At 68.6% G+C, this 14,004-nt stretch carries 14 protein-coding genes; 4 read left to right on the top strand and 10 right to left on the bottom strand.

Features of this window, described 5'->3' with window-relative positions; translation table 11 throughout:
* Positions 1-20 precede the first annotated feature (20 nt).
* Both BSY19_RS09980 and BSY19_RS09975 read left to right on the top strand, forming a co-directional pair.
* Positions 21-770 carry a hypothetical protein gene (locus tag BSY19_RS09980; protein WP_210184420.1) on the top strand — a complete coding sequence of 250 codons (750 nt, stop codon included), beginning with the start codon at positions 21-23 and terminating at the stop codon, positions 768-770.
* Entirely contained in the window at positions 770-1,546 is a 777-nt protein-coding gene (locus tag BSY19_RS09975; protein ID WP_069054035.1) for an SDR family NAD(P)-dependent oxidoreductase, read from the top strand. The genes BSY19_RS09980 and BSY19_RS09975 overlap by 1 nt, the downstream gene beginning before the upstream one ends.
* Before the next feature lie 420 nt (positions 1,547-1,966).
* Here the strand turns inward: BSY19_RS09975 and BSY19_RS09970 are convergent, their stop codons facing one another.
* From BSY19_RS09970 to BSY19_RS09935, 8 genes are all read right to left on the bottom strand, one after another.
* The gene (locus BSY19_RS09970) at positions 1,967-2,956 is read right to left on the bottom strand and encodes a zinc-dependent alcohol dehydrogenase (RefSeq protein ID WP_069054034.1); all 990 of its coding nucleotides are present in this window, start codon (positions 2,954-2,956) and stop codon (positions 1,967-1,969) included.
* A 13-nt stretch (positions 2,957-2,969) separates the two neighbouring features.
* Positions 2,970-3,740: an SDR family NAD(P)-dependent oxidoreductase gene (locus BSY19_RS09965; RefSeq protein WP_069054033.1), complete on the bottom strand. Its 771-nt coding sequence runs from the start codon at positions 3,738-3,740 to the stop codon at positions 2,970-2,972.
* A gap of 3 nt (positions 3,741-3,743) precedes the next feature.
* Positions 3,744-5,057, bottom strand: coding sequence for a sulfopropanediol 3-dehydrogenase (gene hpsN / locus BSY19_RS09960; protein WP_069054032.1), 1,314 nt, complete (start codon positions 5,055-5,057; stop codon positions 3,744-3,746).
* Positions 5,058-5,143: 86 nt separating this feature from the next.
* Complete coding sequence (locus tag BSY19_RS09955) at positions 5,144-6,193, bottom strand: ABC transporter substrate-binding protein (RefSeq protein ID WP_069054031.1); 1,050 nt, start codon at positions 6,191-6,193, stop codon at positions 5,144-5,146.
* Between the two features lie 33 nt (positions 6,194-6,226).
* Positions 6,227-7,483: a DegT/DnrJ/EryC1/StrS family aminotransferase gene (locus BSY19_RS09950; RefSeq protein WP_069054030.1), complete on the bottom strand. Its 1,257-nt coding sequence runs from the start codon at positions 7,481-7,483 to the stop codon at positions 6,227-6,229.
* Positions 7,473-8,270, bottom strand: a complete 798-nt coding sequence (locus BSY19_RS09945) for an ABC transporter ATP-binding protein (protein ID WP_069054029.1) — start codon at positions 8,268-8,270, stop codon at positions 7,473-7,475. Before BSY19_RS09945 ends, BSY19_RS09950 begins: the two co-directional genes overlap by 11 nt.
* Positions 8,271-8,283: 13 nt before the next feature.
* Positions 8,284-9,072: an ABC transporter permease gene (locus tag BSY19_RS09940; protein WP_069054028.1), complete on the bottom strand. Its 789-nt coding sequence runs from the start codon at positions 9,070-9,072 to the stop codon at positions 8,284-8,286.
* Positions 9,072-9,848 (bottom strand): ABC transporter permease, encoded by a 777-nt coding sequence (locus tag BSY19_RS09935; RefSeq protein WP_069054027.1) that lies wholly within the window; start codon positions 9,846-9,848, stop codon positions 9,072-9,074. The genes BSY19_RS09940 and BSY19_RS09935 overlap by 1 nt, the downstream gene beginning before the upstream one ends.
* A 153-nt stretch (positions 9,849-10,001) precedes the next feature.
* Between BSY19_RS09935 and BSY19_RS09930 the strand changes: the two genes are divergently transcribed.
* Positions 10,002-11,027, top strand: a complete 1,026-nt coding sequence (locus BSY19_RS09930) for a LacI family DNA-binding transcriptional regulator (RefSeq protein ID WP_083247513.1) — start codon at positions 10,002-10,004, stop codon at positions 11,025-11,027.
* A 28-nt stretch (positions 11,028-11,055) separates the two neighbouring features.
* Here BSY19_RS09930 and BSY19_RS09925 read toward each other — a convergent pair whose 3' ends face one another.
* Together BSY19_RS09925 and BSY19_RS09920 are read right to left on the bottom strand one after the other, a co-directional pair.
* The gene (locus tag BSY19_RS09925) at positions 11,056-11,832 is read right to left on the bottom strand and encodes an SDR family oxidoreductase (protein ID WP_069054026.1); all 777 of its coding nucleotides are present in this window, start codon (positions 11,830-11,832) and stop codon (positions 11,056-11,058) included.
* A gap of 14 nt (positions 11,833-11,846) precedes the next feature.
* Entirely contained in the window at positions 11,847-12,602 is a 756-nt protein-coding gene (locus BSY19_RS09920) for a GntR family transcriptional regulator (RefSeq protein ID WP_083247512.1), read from the bottom strand.
* Between the two features lie 107 nt (positions 12,603-12,709).
* Here BSY19_RS09920 and BSY19_RS09915 point away from each other — a divergent pair, with 107 nt between their 5' ends.
* Positions 12,710-13,972, top strand: a complete 1,263-nt coding sequence (locus BSY19_RS09915; RefSeq protein WP_069054025.1) for an ABC transporter substrate-binding protein — start codon at positions 12,710-12,712, stop codon at positions 13,970-13,972.
* Positions 13,973-14,004: the final 32 nt, after the last annotated feature.

The raw sequence follows: 14,004 nt of genomic DNA, 5'->3' as shown, positions 1-14,004 counted from the left end.
GAATTGGATTTCGTATATGGGTGCCGACAGGCGGTGTCAACGCGCCTGCATCTTGGGCGGAGGGATCGCAGGTGAGTTTGTCGGGAGAAGGCGCAGTCGCGATCTGGCATGACATCGCGGCAGAAGGGCGCGACGAATTCTACGCTTGGCACGGCCGGGAGCACATGCCCGAGCGGGTCGGCATCCCCGGATTCCAGCGGGGCCGGCGCTTCGTTGCCATCGAGGCCGATCTCGAGTTCTTCAATCTTTACGAGGCCCTGAGCGTCGAGGTGCTCAAGGGCCAGGACTACACGGCGCGGGTCAACGCGCCGACACCCTGGACCCTTTCGGCCGTGAAGCACTTCCGCTCGGTGGCACGCTCGATCTGCCGCGTCGCCCTCAGCACGGGGCCGGCTCAGGGCGGCCTGATCGCGACCTTGCGCTACGATGTGGCCGAGGCGGATGCGACAGGTCATATGGCGACCTTGCAACGCCGGACCATTCCCGATCTGCTCGCCCGGCCTGGCGTCGCGGCAGTGCATCTCCTGACAGCCGACGCCGAGGCGAGCGGTGTTGCCACCGCCGAGCAGAAGGCGCGTGGCGTTGCCAATACCGTGCCGCGCTGGGTGCTCCTGCTCGAGGGCTGGGGCGACGAAGCCGCCTTCGTCGCGATGGCGAAAGCCGAACTTTCGGCAGGCAAGCTCGATGCGATCGGTGGCCAGGCCCCCTATTCGCTCGGGCTTTATCGCCATCAGATCACCCGGACCAAGACGGCCTGGAGTGCCGGCTGATGGGCGCGATCTATAACCTGTCCGGTCGGTTCGCGATCGTCACCGGCGGCGCCGGCGGGCTGGGGCTCGGTATCGCTCGCGCCCTTCTCGACGCCGGCGCAGGGGTCGAGCTCTGGGACGCCAATGCGGCCGGCCTCGCCGAGGCGGCAACCGAGCTGGGCGCCAGCATCCGCACCGTCGACATCACCGACCGGTCAGCGGTCGATCGGGCCACGGCGGCGGCTTTCTCCGCACATGGCCGGATCGACATCCTGATCAACAATGCCGGTGTGCTCGGAGAAGTGAAGCCGATCTGGGAGACCTCGCCCGAGGACTTCCAGCGCGTTCTGCAGGTCAACCTCTTCGGCGCCTATCTGGTGACGCGTGCCGTCGTCGGGCGCATGCGCCAGCAGGCATCGCGACCATCGCGCGTGACACCGCATCCGTTGCGCGGCCATGTCGTCAACATCGCCTCGATCCAGGGCAAGGAGGGCATGGCCAGCGCCGTCGCCTACAGCGCCTCGAAGGCCGGGCTGATCGCGCTGACCAAAAGCGTTGCCAAGGAGACGGCTCGGGACGGCATCATCGTCACAGCGATCACCCCGGCAGCGGCCGAGACGGCGATGGCGCGCGAAATCTCGGCGGAACGCCGCGCCGATATCCTCGGACGCATCCCGATGGCGCGCTTTGTCGAGGTCGAGGAAGTGGCGCGAATGGTGCTCTGGCTGTCATCCGACGAGTGCTCGTTCTCGACTGGCGGGATCTTCGACCTGTCAGGCGGCCGGGCGACCTATTGACTGCTCTCGGTGTGCCCCGCCCGTTGATGAGACCCGCCACAAACGAGCAGGCGACGCGGATCGTCCGTCGGCTCACATCTCACTCCGGACCCTGCCGACCCAGCCGTTCCTGTTCCCGCTTGCCCACAGGCTGCCTTCTCCAAAGCCCCCGTCAGTCGAGAGCGTAACGTCTTCTGGCGCGTCGCAGCGTCACAAACAACGCCTTAATCCGTTGTTTTCATTAGTTTGCAGGCCAGCTCAATCCCCTCTCGCAGCACCAGCCCATCTCCTCGATGCGGCTGACGGTTCTGGCGGGTCGGGGCTGCCGAGCATTACGACGTCCAATTCGTGTCACGAACCAGACCGTCGCCAAGCCGATGTCCGGGACCGTGATCCCCTTCAGCGGGGGCCGCGGCCCATCCTCACCATCGGGACGGTGCTTCAGGTCTCGAAGATGATCTTGGCGGCGCCGACGCGGCCGGCGTCGATGTCGGCGAAGGCCCGGGCGCCCTCATGGAGCGGACGGTGCTCCGTCCAGCCGAGGGCGCCGAGGCGGCCTTGAGCCAGCGCCTCGACGGTCTGGCCGAAATCGGCGGGCGTGTAGCAGTAGACGCCGGCCAGCGTGATCTCCTGGAGGGTGATCTTGCGGATGTCGAGGCCGCCCTGCCCGGGCAGCAGGCCGACATGGACGATGACGCCGCCGGGACGCGCCATGCGGCAGGCGGCCGCCCGGGTCGCATCGGCGCCGACCGCGTCGATGACGAGATCGGCGCTGTTGTCCTCCGGCTCGTCCTCGCCGGGCCGATAGACCGCGATGCCTTCCGCCGCCACCGTCGCGCGGCGCTGCGGGTTGGTTTCGCCGATGACGAGGTCGCGGGCGCCGAACAGCCGCGCGACCAGCCCGGCGGCCAGCCCGATCGCGCCGCCGCCGAGCACCACGACCCGGCAGGCCGCGAGCGGCTGGTGCAGCCGCTGCAAGCCGGTCCGCACCGCATGCCAGGAGACGGCGACGGGTTCGGCCAGCGCCGCATGGGCGATCGGCATGGCGTCGGGAACCGGCGTCAGGTTGCGCTGGGGAATTCGAACCAGCTCCGCGAAGGCGCCGGGCCGTGGCGGCATCGAGATGATCTGCCGCGTCGGCGAGAGATGCCAGCGCCCCTCGATCGCATAGGGGCAGGCCGGGTCGACCACGAGCGGGTTGATGGTGACGCGCTCGCCCGCACGCGGCCCCGTCGCGATGCGCCCCGCCGCCTCGTGGCCGAGGATCAGCGGCGGCGGGCGGCGCGCATCGAAGCCGTGATAGGCATGCATGTCCGAGCCGCAGATGCCGACCGCCTCGACCCTGACCAGAACCTCGTCGGCCTGCGGCACGGGGTCCGGCTCGTCGCGGAAGACGAGGCCGTTGGGACCGGTATAGACCAGCGCCTTCATGCGGCGACCCTCCTCATTTGGCGGTGAAGCCGCCATCGACGGCCAGGGTCTGGCCGGTGACATAGGCCGAGGCCGGCGAGGCCAGGAAGACCGTGGCGCCGGCGAGATCGTCGAGTTCGCCATTGCGGCCGATGGCGGTCTGCGCCGCGTTCTTGGCGGCGCGCGCGGGATCGGCGAAGACGGGGGCCGTCAGCGGCGTCGGGAAGAAACCCGGCGCGATCGCGTTGCAGGTGACGCCATGGCGCGACCATTCCTCGGCGATGGCCCGCGTCAGCTGGACGACGCCGCCCTTCGCCGCGCCATAGGGCGCGCAGTCGGGGAAGGCGCGGTAGCTCTGTAGCGAGGCGATGTTGACGATGCGGCCATAGCCGCGCTGCGCCATCCCCGGTGCGAAAGCCTGGGTCAGCAGGAAGGGCGCGCGCAGATGCACCGCCATATGCAGGTCGAAAGCCTCGGCCGAAACCTGCATGAAGGGCTGGCGCAGATTGAGCCCGGCGACATTGACGAGGATGTCGATGGTCCGCCCCAGCCGCTCGCAGGCCGCCGCCAGAGTGGTGCCCGCCTCCGGCGAGGCGAGATCGGCGGCGATGATGTCGGCCGCGATGCCGTCCGCCCGCAGCCCTTCGGCCGCCTCGCGCAGTGCGTCTTCCCGTCTTGCGACGATGACGAGATGCGCGCCCGCCAGCCCCAGCGCGCGGGCCATGGCGAGCCCGATGCCGCTGTTGCCGCCGGTGACCAGCGCCGTCTTGCCGGTGAGGTCGAAGAGCGAGGTCAGCCGGAACATCGCTCAGACCTCGACCGGTTTGCCGAGATCGACATTCGAGCCCGGCGCGTATTTGGCCATGCGCGCATCGCTGGTGCGGGCATGGGCCTCCATGCCCTCCAGCCGCGAGATCCGGGCCGAGACGGGGGCGATGCGCTGGCAGGCGGCGCGGTCCATGCGCTGCCAGGTCAGGGGCTTCAGGAATTTGTGGACCGACAGACCCGCCGAGTAGCGGGCGGCGAATTTGGTCGGGAGGATGTGGTTGGGGCCCGAGACCTTGTCGCCGAAGGCGACATTGGTCTCCTCGCCGAGGAAGAGCGAGCCGTAATTGCTGAGATGGGCGTGCCACCAGTCGAGATCGCCGCAGTGCACCTCGAGATGCTCGCAGGCATAAGCGTCGGAGACCGCGACCATCTCCTCGCGGGTGTCGCAGAGGACGATCTCGCCATAGTCGCGCCAGGCGGCGCCGGCGGCATCGCGGGCCGTGGGCGGCAGGGTGGCGATCAGCTCCGGCATCAGCCTGGCGACCTCGTCGGCAATGCGGCGCGAGGAGGTGATCAGCCAGGCCGGGCTCTCATGGCCGTGCTCGGCCTGGCCGACGAGATCGGTCGCGACGATCAGCGGGTCGGCGCTGTCGTCGGCGATCACGGCGACCTCGGAGGGGCCGGCGAAGACGTCGATCCCGACCTTGCCGAACAGCATGCGCTTGGCCTCGGCGACGAATTTGTTGCCGGGCCCGACGATGATGTCGGCCGGCTTGCCGGTGAACAGGCCGAAGGTCATCGCCGCGATCGCCTGGACGCCGCCCAGGCACATGATGATGTCGGCGCCTGCCACCGTCAGCGCATAGAGCACATGCGGGTGGATGCCCTGGCCGCGGAACGGCGCCGAGCAGGCGACGACGGTCTTGACGCCGGCGGCCTTGGCCGTGGCGACGGACATATAGGCCGAGGCGATATGGGCGTAGCGGCCGGTCGGCACATAGCAGCCGGCCGTGTTCACCGGCACGAGCTTCTGCCCGAGATGCAGGCCGGGCGAGATCTCCAGCGAGAAGTCCTGGCAGGAGGCGCGCTGCGCCTCGGCAAAGCGACGCACCTGCCCTGCGGCGAAGCTGATGTCGTCCTTCACCGCTTGCGGCACGTCGCGGATGCGCTCGGCGATGGCGGCCTGGTCGAGGACGATCGGCCCGTCCCATTTGTCGAGCTTGAGGGCGTAGTCCTTCACCGCCTGCTCGCCCCCGGCCTCGATCGCGGCGAGCATCTCGGTGACCACCGCGCGCGCGGTGTCGGTTTCCGTTTCCGGCGTCTTGGTCGCGGTCTTGAGATGGGTGATGGCCATGGCTTTAGGTCCGCTTCGGAGCGCAAAGGGTGGTGGCGGTGACGCCGGGGGGCGTCACCGCAGCGGTCGGTCGATCGTGAGCCCGGTTACTTCTTGTCGAACTCGGTCGCGAAGGCCTTGAGCTTGGGGTCGGCCGCGACGCGCTTCAGGAAGTCGTCGGTGACGTAGCTCTTGGCGTCGGGGTTGGAGGGAATCGTCCCGACCTCGGTGATGAACTTGCCGATCTCGGAGAACCAGCCATCCACCGTCGAGGCGCCTGAGCCCCGCGCCATCAGCTTGAGCTGCTCGTCGAGGCCGAAGGTCGGCCGCAGCGCGAACTCCTGGTCCATCGCCTTGGGCGTCACCTCGAGCCCGCCCTGCTTGTAGAAATCGAGCGCCAGCGTGCGCGCCTCGGCCGGGTTGGCCTTGGCCCAGGACCAGCCGCGCAGGAAGACGGCCAGGAACTTCGCGACGTCCTCGGGCCGCTCCTTGGCGAAATCGCCGCGCACGATCAGCGCGCCGGGCACGATCGCGCCGGCATCGGCGCCAGAGCAGAGATATTTGGCGTTGGCGCGCTCCTCGAGCGTGTAGGTGTTGGGCGCCCAGACGCCGGCGACATCGCCATTGTTGGAGGTGATCGCGGTGATAATCTGGGCCTGGCCGAGATTGACGAACTGCATATCGCTCTGCTGCAGGCCGAACTTGGTCAGGCATTTGCGTGCCGCGTAATCCACCGTGGAGTTGGTGGTGAGGAGCAGCTTCTGGCCCTTCAGCAGCTTCGGATCGGCCTTGATCGCGTCGAACTTGTCGCCGCGCACCATCATCGCATTGGTCTTCGACTCGTCGTTGGTGATGCCGATGGTCAGGATGTTGAAGCGCACCGCGCCGAGCACGGCAGGAACCGAGCCGGTGCCGCCGACATCCCAGGATTTGGCGGCGGAGGCCGCAATCTGCGGCGCGCCGGCCGGGAAGGTCGAGAAGTTCGGCGTCAGGCCGACATCCTTCCACCAGCCCTTCACGGTGGCGTAGTGGAACGGCAGCGCCCAGTAGAGCGAGGGCTGGTAGCTGACGCCGATGGCGGTCTGTGCCTGGCCCGGCGAAGGCGCGGCAAAGGCCAGCGCGGCGGCGATCCCCAATCCGGCAACGATGCGTTTCATCTTCGTTTTCTCCCTGTTGTCGTTAGCCCGGTCTCAGCCTGTTGCAGCCCGCCCGGTTTTCCCTGTCTCCGCCCGGGCGGAGACGACGGTCTCGATGGCCTCGCGCAGAATGTCGGCGACGAGGTCGCAATCTTCATCGGTCAGCGAGAGCGGCGTGCGAATGTCGCAGAGCCCGGCCAGGATGGCGTGGGTCTGCGCCATCGGCCCCTGCTCGCCCGCATAGCGCCAATGGCGCGGCGCGCTGGTGAAGCCGCGCTGCCGGCCGGCGCCGAACCATTTGATCGGCAGGCCGCGGGCGGCGCAGCGCTCGAGGACCGCAGCGATCTCGGAATCGTCGAAGCCCAGCAGCGAGAACTGGACCGAGGTCGCGCCATAGCGGTCCTTGGGCGAACGTGGTGGCAGCCGGACATGCTGCGAGCGCGCGATGGCCGCGCCGATCCGGTCATGGATGGCGTTCCAGCGCGCTGCACGGCGCGGCAGGTCGTGCAGTTGCGGCCGCAGCAGCGCGGCGGCGAGCGCCGTCATCCGCATGCTGAAATTGGGGGTCCGTTCCTCCCAGGCGGCGATGACCTCGGCGGGTGGCGCGCTGCGATGCTGGGCGTGCAGCATGTAGCTGCCCGAATGCAGGATGGCCCGGGCGATGCGGTCGTCATCGTCCAGCAGGAGGAAACCGCCCTCGCCGGCGTTGAGATGCTTGTAGGTCTGGGCGCTGAAGGCGGCCGCTGCGCCGAAGGTGCCGATGGCGCGGCCGTCCCAGGCGGCGCAGAGCGCATGGGCGCAATCCTCGACCAGGAGCAGCCCGAGTTCGTCGCAGGCGGCCATCACCGCATCCATGTCGGCGATGTGCCCGCGCATGTGAGACAGCATCAGGATGCGGGCGCCCGAGGCGCGGGCCTTGGCCCGCAGATCCTCGCAGTCGATGACGTAGTCCGGGCCGACCTCGACCAGCACCGGCCGGCCGCCGGCATGCAGGATGGCGCCGGGCACCGGCGCCAGCGTGAAGCCATTGACCAGCACCGGTTCGCCCGGCTGCAGGTCCAGCACCTTCAGCGCCAGGCACAAAGCGGCGCCACCGGAGTTGACGGCGACGCAATAGCGCCGGCCGACGAAGGCGGCGAATTCCTGCTCCAAGAGGGCGACGTCGTTCTGGTCGGCGCCCATCTCGCCATAGCGGAACAGCCGGCCCGAGCGCATCAGTTCGCAGGCGCGCGCGATGCCCGCCTCGGGAATCGGCTCCGGTTCGGTCAGGTCGCGCGCGAGGCGCGGCAGTGTGGCGAGGTCAGACCCCATGGGCGCCCTTCTCCTCGCGCAGCGACTTCCAGATCTGGGTGCGCAGATGGACGAAGGATTCGAGATCCATCACATCCTCGATGCGCTCATGGCGGTCCCAGTTCTCGGCCTGCCGCACCGAGCGGATGTCGAGCACCTCCTTGATGCGGCCCGGGCGGCGGGTCATGATCGCGACCCGGTCGGCGAGATAGACCGCCTCCTCCACCGCATGGGTGATGAACAGCACGGTGCGCGGATTGACCCGCGCCAGCCGCACCAGTTCCTCCTGCATGACGACGCGGGTCTGCGCGTCGAGCGCGCCGAAGGGCTCGTCCATCAGCAGCACTTCGGGATCGAGCACATAGGCGCGGGCGATGGCGACGCGCTGCTGCATGCCGCCCGAGAGTTGATGCGGGAAGGCATCGGCATGGCTCTCGAGGTTCATGAGCTTGAGCGCGCCGGCAACCAGCCCGTCGCGCTCAGCCCTCGGCAGGTTCTTGTTGCGCAGGCCGAGCTCGATGTTCTCGCGCACCGTCTTCCACGGAAACAGCGCGAATTGCTGGAAGACCACGGCACGATCGGGGCCCGGCTCCGTCACCGCCTTGCCGTTGACGCTGACGATGCCGGCGCTGGGCGGCTCGAAGCCGGCGACCATGCGCAGGCAGGTCGTCTTGCCGCAGCCGGAGGGGCCGACGATCGCGACGAACTCCTTGTCGGCAATCTCCAGATTGATGTCGTCGAGCGCCTTCACGCCGCCCGACACCGGACCGAAGACCTTGTCGACCTTGTCGAAACGGATCGAACCCATCGCCTTCGTTCCCTTACGCCTGGAGGCCGCGGCGGCGGCGAAGCCAGGCTTCGCCCTGCCGCAGCATCACGTCGATCGCCATGCCGACGAGGCCGATCGCGACCATGCCGGCCATCACGGTCGGGGTCGCGACATTGGCCTGCGCCTGCACCATCATGAATCCGACCCCGGCCGCCGCGACGATCAGCTCCGCCCCGACCAGCGACTGCCAGCCCAGCCCCGCCGAGACGCGCAGGCCCGAGACGATCGAGGGCGTCGCCGCCGGCAGCAGGATTTCGAGGATCATCCGCAGATGCCCGGTGCCGAGCATGCGCGCCGCCTCAATGAGGCGGGGCTCGACGAAGCGGGCGCCGCGATAGGCGTTGATCAGGCAGGGCGGGAAGGCGCCCGCGAAGATGATCAGGATCGGCCCGCCGATGCCGACGCCGAACCACAAAGCGGCGAAGGGCACCCAGGCGATCGGCGCGATGAAGCGCAAGCCGTCGAAGAGCGGGGTGACGACGTCGTCGAGCCAGCGGAACCAGCCCATCAGCAGGCCGAGCGGCACGCCGATGAAGGCCGCCAGCAGCACGCCATAGGCATAGCGCTGGAAGCTCGAGGCAAGATGCTGCGGCAGCGTCGCCCCGGCGAAGGGGTTGGTCAGCAGATGGACGAAGCGGGTGAGGACATCGAGCGGCGAAGGCAGGAACTGGCGTGGCACGATGCCGAAGGCCGACAGCGCCGCCCAGAGCCCGATGAAGCCGACGAGACCCAGCGCGCCCCAGACGCATTTCTCGCTCAGGCGAAGCGGGATCGTCTGCATCAATCCCTCCCCGCCACATTCCAGGCGAGCGCGCGGCGCTCTACCCGGCCGAGCGCATAGGTCGTCGCCCAGCCGAGCACGCCGACCGTCACCATCCCCACCAGGATCATGCCCGGGTAGATGTCCTGCTGGGCCATGTTGAGCACGAAGCCGATGCCGGCGAGCGCGCCGACGAGTTCGGCCGCGACCAACGTCGTCCAGGAGGCCTGGAGCGACAGGCGCAGGCCCGTGAAGATCATCGGGGCGGCGGCCGGCGCGATCACCTCCGTGACCATCCGCCAGCGCGGCGTGCCCAGCATCTGCGCCGCCTCGATGATCGGGCGATCGATGTTGCGCACGCCGGCGAAGGAGTTGATCACCGAGGGCACGAAGGCGGCAAACCAGATCACCATGATCTTGGCGCCGTCGCCGAGGCCGAGCCAGAGGATCGCGAGCGGGATCCAGGCCAAAGGCGGCATTGGCCGGATGATCAGGAAGATCGGGTTGATTGCGGCCTCGGCGCGCCGGTCCCAGCCCATCCACAGGCCGAGCGGCACGCCGGTGGCGACCGCCACGGCAAAGCCCATCACGACCAGCTTGACGCTCTGCAGCGCATGGGCCGCCAACCCGCCACCGGCATAGCCGCGCGTGCTAATCTGCTTCAGCGAAAGCCAGAAATCGGCAGGCGAGGGGAAACGACCGGGCGACACGAAGCCCGTCGCCGTGGTCAGGCCGAACCACAGCAGCAGCACAGCCGCCACCGAGCCCAGGCCGACCCATCCCCGTCTTCCAATCATGGCGTTCCCCGGCGCGCTCTTCTGATGAAAGCGCTTTCACTCAACGTTCCAGAACATCGCACCCGTGTCAACGTTCTCGTATAAGAGTACGATTTTGGTGGCTCAGCTTGCCGTTCATGGCGATATGAGACTAGATCGAATGAAAGATTTTTCATGGGGACGATGGTGAGCGCAGCGCGCGTCAAGCTGAGCGATGTGGCCCGGGATGCAGGCGTGTCCGCCGCGACCGTGTCGCGTGCCATCGCCCAGCCCGAGCTTCTCTCGCCAGAAACGCTCGCCCGCGTCAGGGCCAGTGCCCAGCGCCTCGGCTATCTGCCCGACGGGGCTGCACGGGCGCTCGCATCCGGCCGGTCCATGACCATCGGCGCGATCGTTCCAACACTCGACAGCGCCATCTTCGCCCGTGCCCTCCAGGCGATGCAGGCGACCCTGGCGCAATCGGGCTATCTGCTGCTGGTCGCCTCGCACGAGGCGAGTCCCGCCGCCGAGACGCAGGCTGTGCGCGCCCTGCTGGGGCGCGGCGTCGACGGGCTGATGCTGGTCGGGGCCGAACGGGCGCCGGAGACGACGGCCCTGCTGCGTACCTCCGGCCTGCCGGTGGTGCTGACCTGGTGCGGCGATGGCCATTTCACGGCCGTGACCATCGACAACGCCATGGCCGGCCGCCTGGCCGCGCAGCACCTGATCAGCCTCGGCCACCGCCGCATCGGCATGATCGTCGGCCATCTGCAGTTCAATGATCGGCAGAGGGCGCGGCTCGCCGGCGCACGCCTGGCCCTCGAGGAGGCCGGCCTGTCGCTCCCTGACTCGCTCGTCGTCGAGCAGTCGCTGACTCTCGCCGGCGGGCGGGCCGGATGCGCGATGCTGCTCGACCTCGACGACCGTCCGACAGCGCTGATCGGTGGCATCGACCTCTTCGCGATCGGCTGCCTCGAGGAGGCGCATGCGCGCGGCATGGCCGTTCCCGATGATCTCAGCGTCGTCGGGATCGACGGGCTGGACATGTCGGCCCATGTCTCACCGGGCCTGACGACCGTCCATGTCCCCACAGCGCGGATCGGCAACCTCGCCGCACAGACCCTGATCGCCATGGTGGCGCGTCGGCCCGTGGAGCGGGAGACGCTACTGCCCGTCGAACTGGTGGTGCGGCGCTCCTCCCAGACACTCCCGCCCCATTGAGGCGGAGCCGGGAGGGACGCCGTCCCGCTCAGGCCAGCATGCGCGTGTCACCGCAGACCGAGATCTCCTGTCCCGAGATCGTCCTGGCGAAGGGCGAGGCAAGGAAGACGATCTGTTTGGCGATGTCGGCGGGGTCGACGAACTGCTTGATCGAGACGCCGGCGAAGAGGCGCTGCGTCATCTCCTCATGCGAGACGTTGAAGCTGCGCGCCTTGTTGGCGATGACGCTCTGGATGCGCGGCCCCTCGACGAGGCCTGGGCAGATCGCGTTGGCGCGGATGCCGAATTCGCCGAGCTCGGCGGAGAGCGCCTTGGTGAAGCCGATGACGCCCCATTTCGCCGCGGCATAGGGCGAGCGCAGCGGGAAGCCGTGCTTGCCGGCCTGGCTGGAGAGATTGACGATCGAGGCGTTCTTCGACTGCTTGAGATGCGGGACCGCGAGCCGCGTGCAGTTGAACTGCCCGGTCAGGTCGATCGCAACGCAGGAGTCCCAGTCCTCCGGCGCGATCTCGTCGACGCGGCCCGTCGGGCCGGCGATGCCGGCATTGTTGACGAGGCAGTCGAGCCCGCCCAGCGCCGACAGCGCCTCCTCCATCAGCCGCGCGACGGCGGCCCGGTCGGAGACGTCGCAGACCGACTGCGTCATTGCCGGGTCGCTCCTGGCCATGTCGGCGAGCGCGGCGCGATCCACGTCGCAGATATGGACCTTCGCGCCCTCGGCCGCGAAGGCACGCGCCGTGGCGCGGCCAATGCCGTTGGCGCCGGCCGTCACCAGCACGCGCAGCCCCTCGATCTGCAGATCCATCCCGTCTCTCCCCGTCAGGCCCGAAGCTGGCCCGTTTCCTCGATATGCGCGGCGGCGGCCGCGATGTCGTCTTCCAGCGCCGCGCGGGCGGCCGGCGCGTCCCGGCGGCGCACGGCCTCCAGCAGGCGGGCATGGGCCTGCATGGCGCTGCCGCCCTCGAGCCTCCGCGGGTCGTGGCGCATGTCGAGATTGAGGATCGGCCCGGCCTTCAGCCAGAGCCGCTCGATCATTTCGATGAGGCTCGGCATGGCGGCCGCCTCGTAGAGAGCGAAATGCAGATCGCGATTGGCCGCAACGGCCGCGGCGCTGTCGGGCGGCTCGGCACTCGCCGCCTGGCGAAAGGCCGCGTCGAAGGCCACGATCCGGTCGATGTCGGCGGGCGTCGCCTGGCGTGCCGCCTCCTCCGCCGCGAAGCCCTCGACGACGAGGCGCAGCCGCGTCAGCTCGCGAAACTGCGCCAGCGAGAGCACGGGCACGCGCACCGCCCGCCCCGGCAGCACCTCGAGCGCGCCGTCGGCGGCGAGCCGGCTGACCGCCTCGCGCACCGGCATCATCGAGACCCCGAGCGCCTCGGCGACGCGGCGCAGCGACAGCTTCTCGCCCGGCGCAAGGCGGCCCGCGACGAGAAGCGAGCGCAACTCGCCCGTGACCCGCTCGCCAAGCGTCTCGCGCTGCAGCGCGCCGATGGCGTCGAGCGCCGAGGCGTCGGTCTCCCCCAGGGGAGCCGACTGCTCGAAGGCGGTGCGCGAGGGCTGGACAGCGGCGGTCATGTCTGCCAACCTAACTGTGATCACAGATCACGACAAGCGGCGTCAGACCGCTGATCAACATCCGCCGACGCCACAACGGCGCGGCGCTCGTTCTGGGAGGAACGCTCATGTCAGACCTGTTGAAGACGACCCGACTCTCGCGCCGGCAGGCGCTGGTGGGTCTCGGTGCCGGCACGGCCGCCGGCCTGATCGCCAGCCCCTCGATCATCCTCGCACAGACGCCCGACGCGATCCGGTTCGGCCATCTGACGCCGCGGACGGGCTTCCTCGGCCCGCTCGGCGAATACGGCGTGATGGCGGTCGATCTCGCGGTCGAGGAGATCAACGCGGCGGGCGGCGTCAACGGCCGCAAGCTCGAGGCGCTGAAGGAGGATTCGGTCAATCCGCAGACGGCCTCGACCAAGGCCGAGCGCATGATCGAGCGCGACAAGGTCACCTGCATCCTCGGCGAAATCTCCTCGGCCTCCTGCCTGACGATCTCGCAGGTCGCGGCGCGCAACAAGACGCTCTTCGTCAACACCGGCGGCAATTCCGACGCGCTGCGCGGCGAGAGCTGCAACCGCTACATGTTCCATGTCGAGCACCAGAACTCGATGTATGTGAAGAGCTGCGGCCGCTCGCTGATGGCGCAGGGGCTGGTGAAGGGCAAGAAGTGGTTCTCGCTGACCGCCGACTACGCCTTCGGCCATGACCTGCTCAAGGTCGCCAAGCGCTTCATGGAGGCCAATGGCGGCCAGTTCGCCGCCGACAAGCTGGTGCCGACCGATGCGACCGACTTCTCGGCGCTGCTGCTCGAAATCCGCGCCGCCAAGCCCGACCTCGTGATCTCGAACCTCGCCGGCAACCAGATCACCAACTTCCTGAAGCAGTATTCGGAGTTCGGCCTGACCTTCCCGGTCGCCGGCTTCGGCTTCGACACGGCGCTGGCCTGGGCGGCCGGCAAGGACAATTTCGCCGGCATCTGGCCCTGCGTCTGGCACCATCTGATCGACACCCCCGGCACCAAGGCTTTTGTGGCCGCCTTCACCAAGAAGTACGGCAAGCCGCCGGAGAACCAGGCCTGGGGCGACTACATGGCCGTGAAGATCATGGCGCAGTCGATGAGCGAGCTGAAATCGACCGAGACGGCCAAGATCCTCGAATACTGGGAAAAGGGCGCCAAGTTCGATGTGCTCAAGGGTCGGCCGGGCTATTTCCGCGCCTCCGACCACCAGCTCATCAGCGAGATGTACACGATCACGGCGCTGCCGGCCGCGCAGGTCAAGAACCCGTGGGATCTCTTCACCTCCTCGCCGGCCGTGCCCGGCCCGAACGAGGACATGGAGGTCATCGCCACCAGCGGCGACGAGGCCGTCTGCAAGATGAGCTGAGGGTCCATCCGTCATTCTCGGGCGGCGCGTAG

This window comes from Bosea sp. RAC05 (assembly GCF_001713455.1).
Taxonomy (GTDB): Bacteria; Pseudomonadota; Alphaproteobacteria; order Rhizobiales; family Beijerinckiaceae; genus Allobosea.
This window is presented reverse-complemented; position numbering and strand designations above follow the sequence as displayed.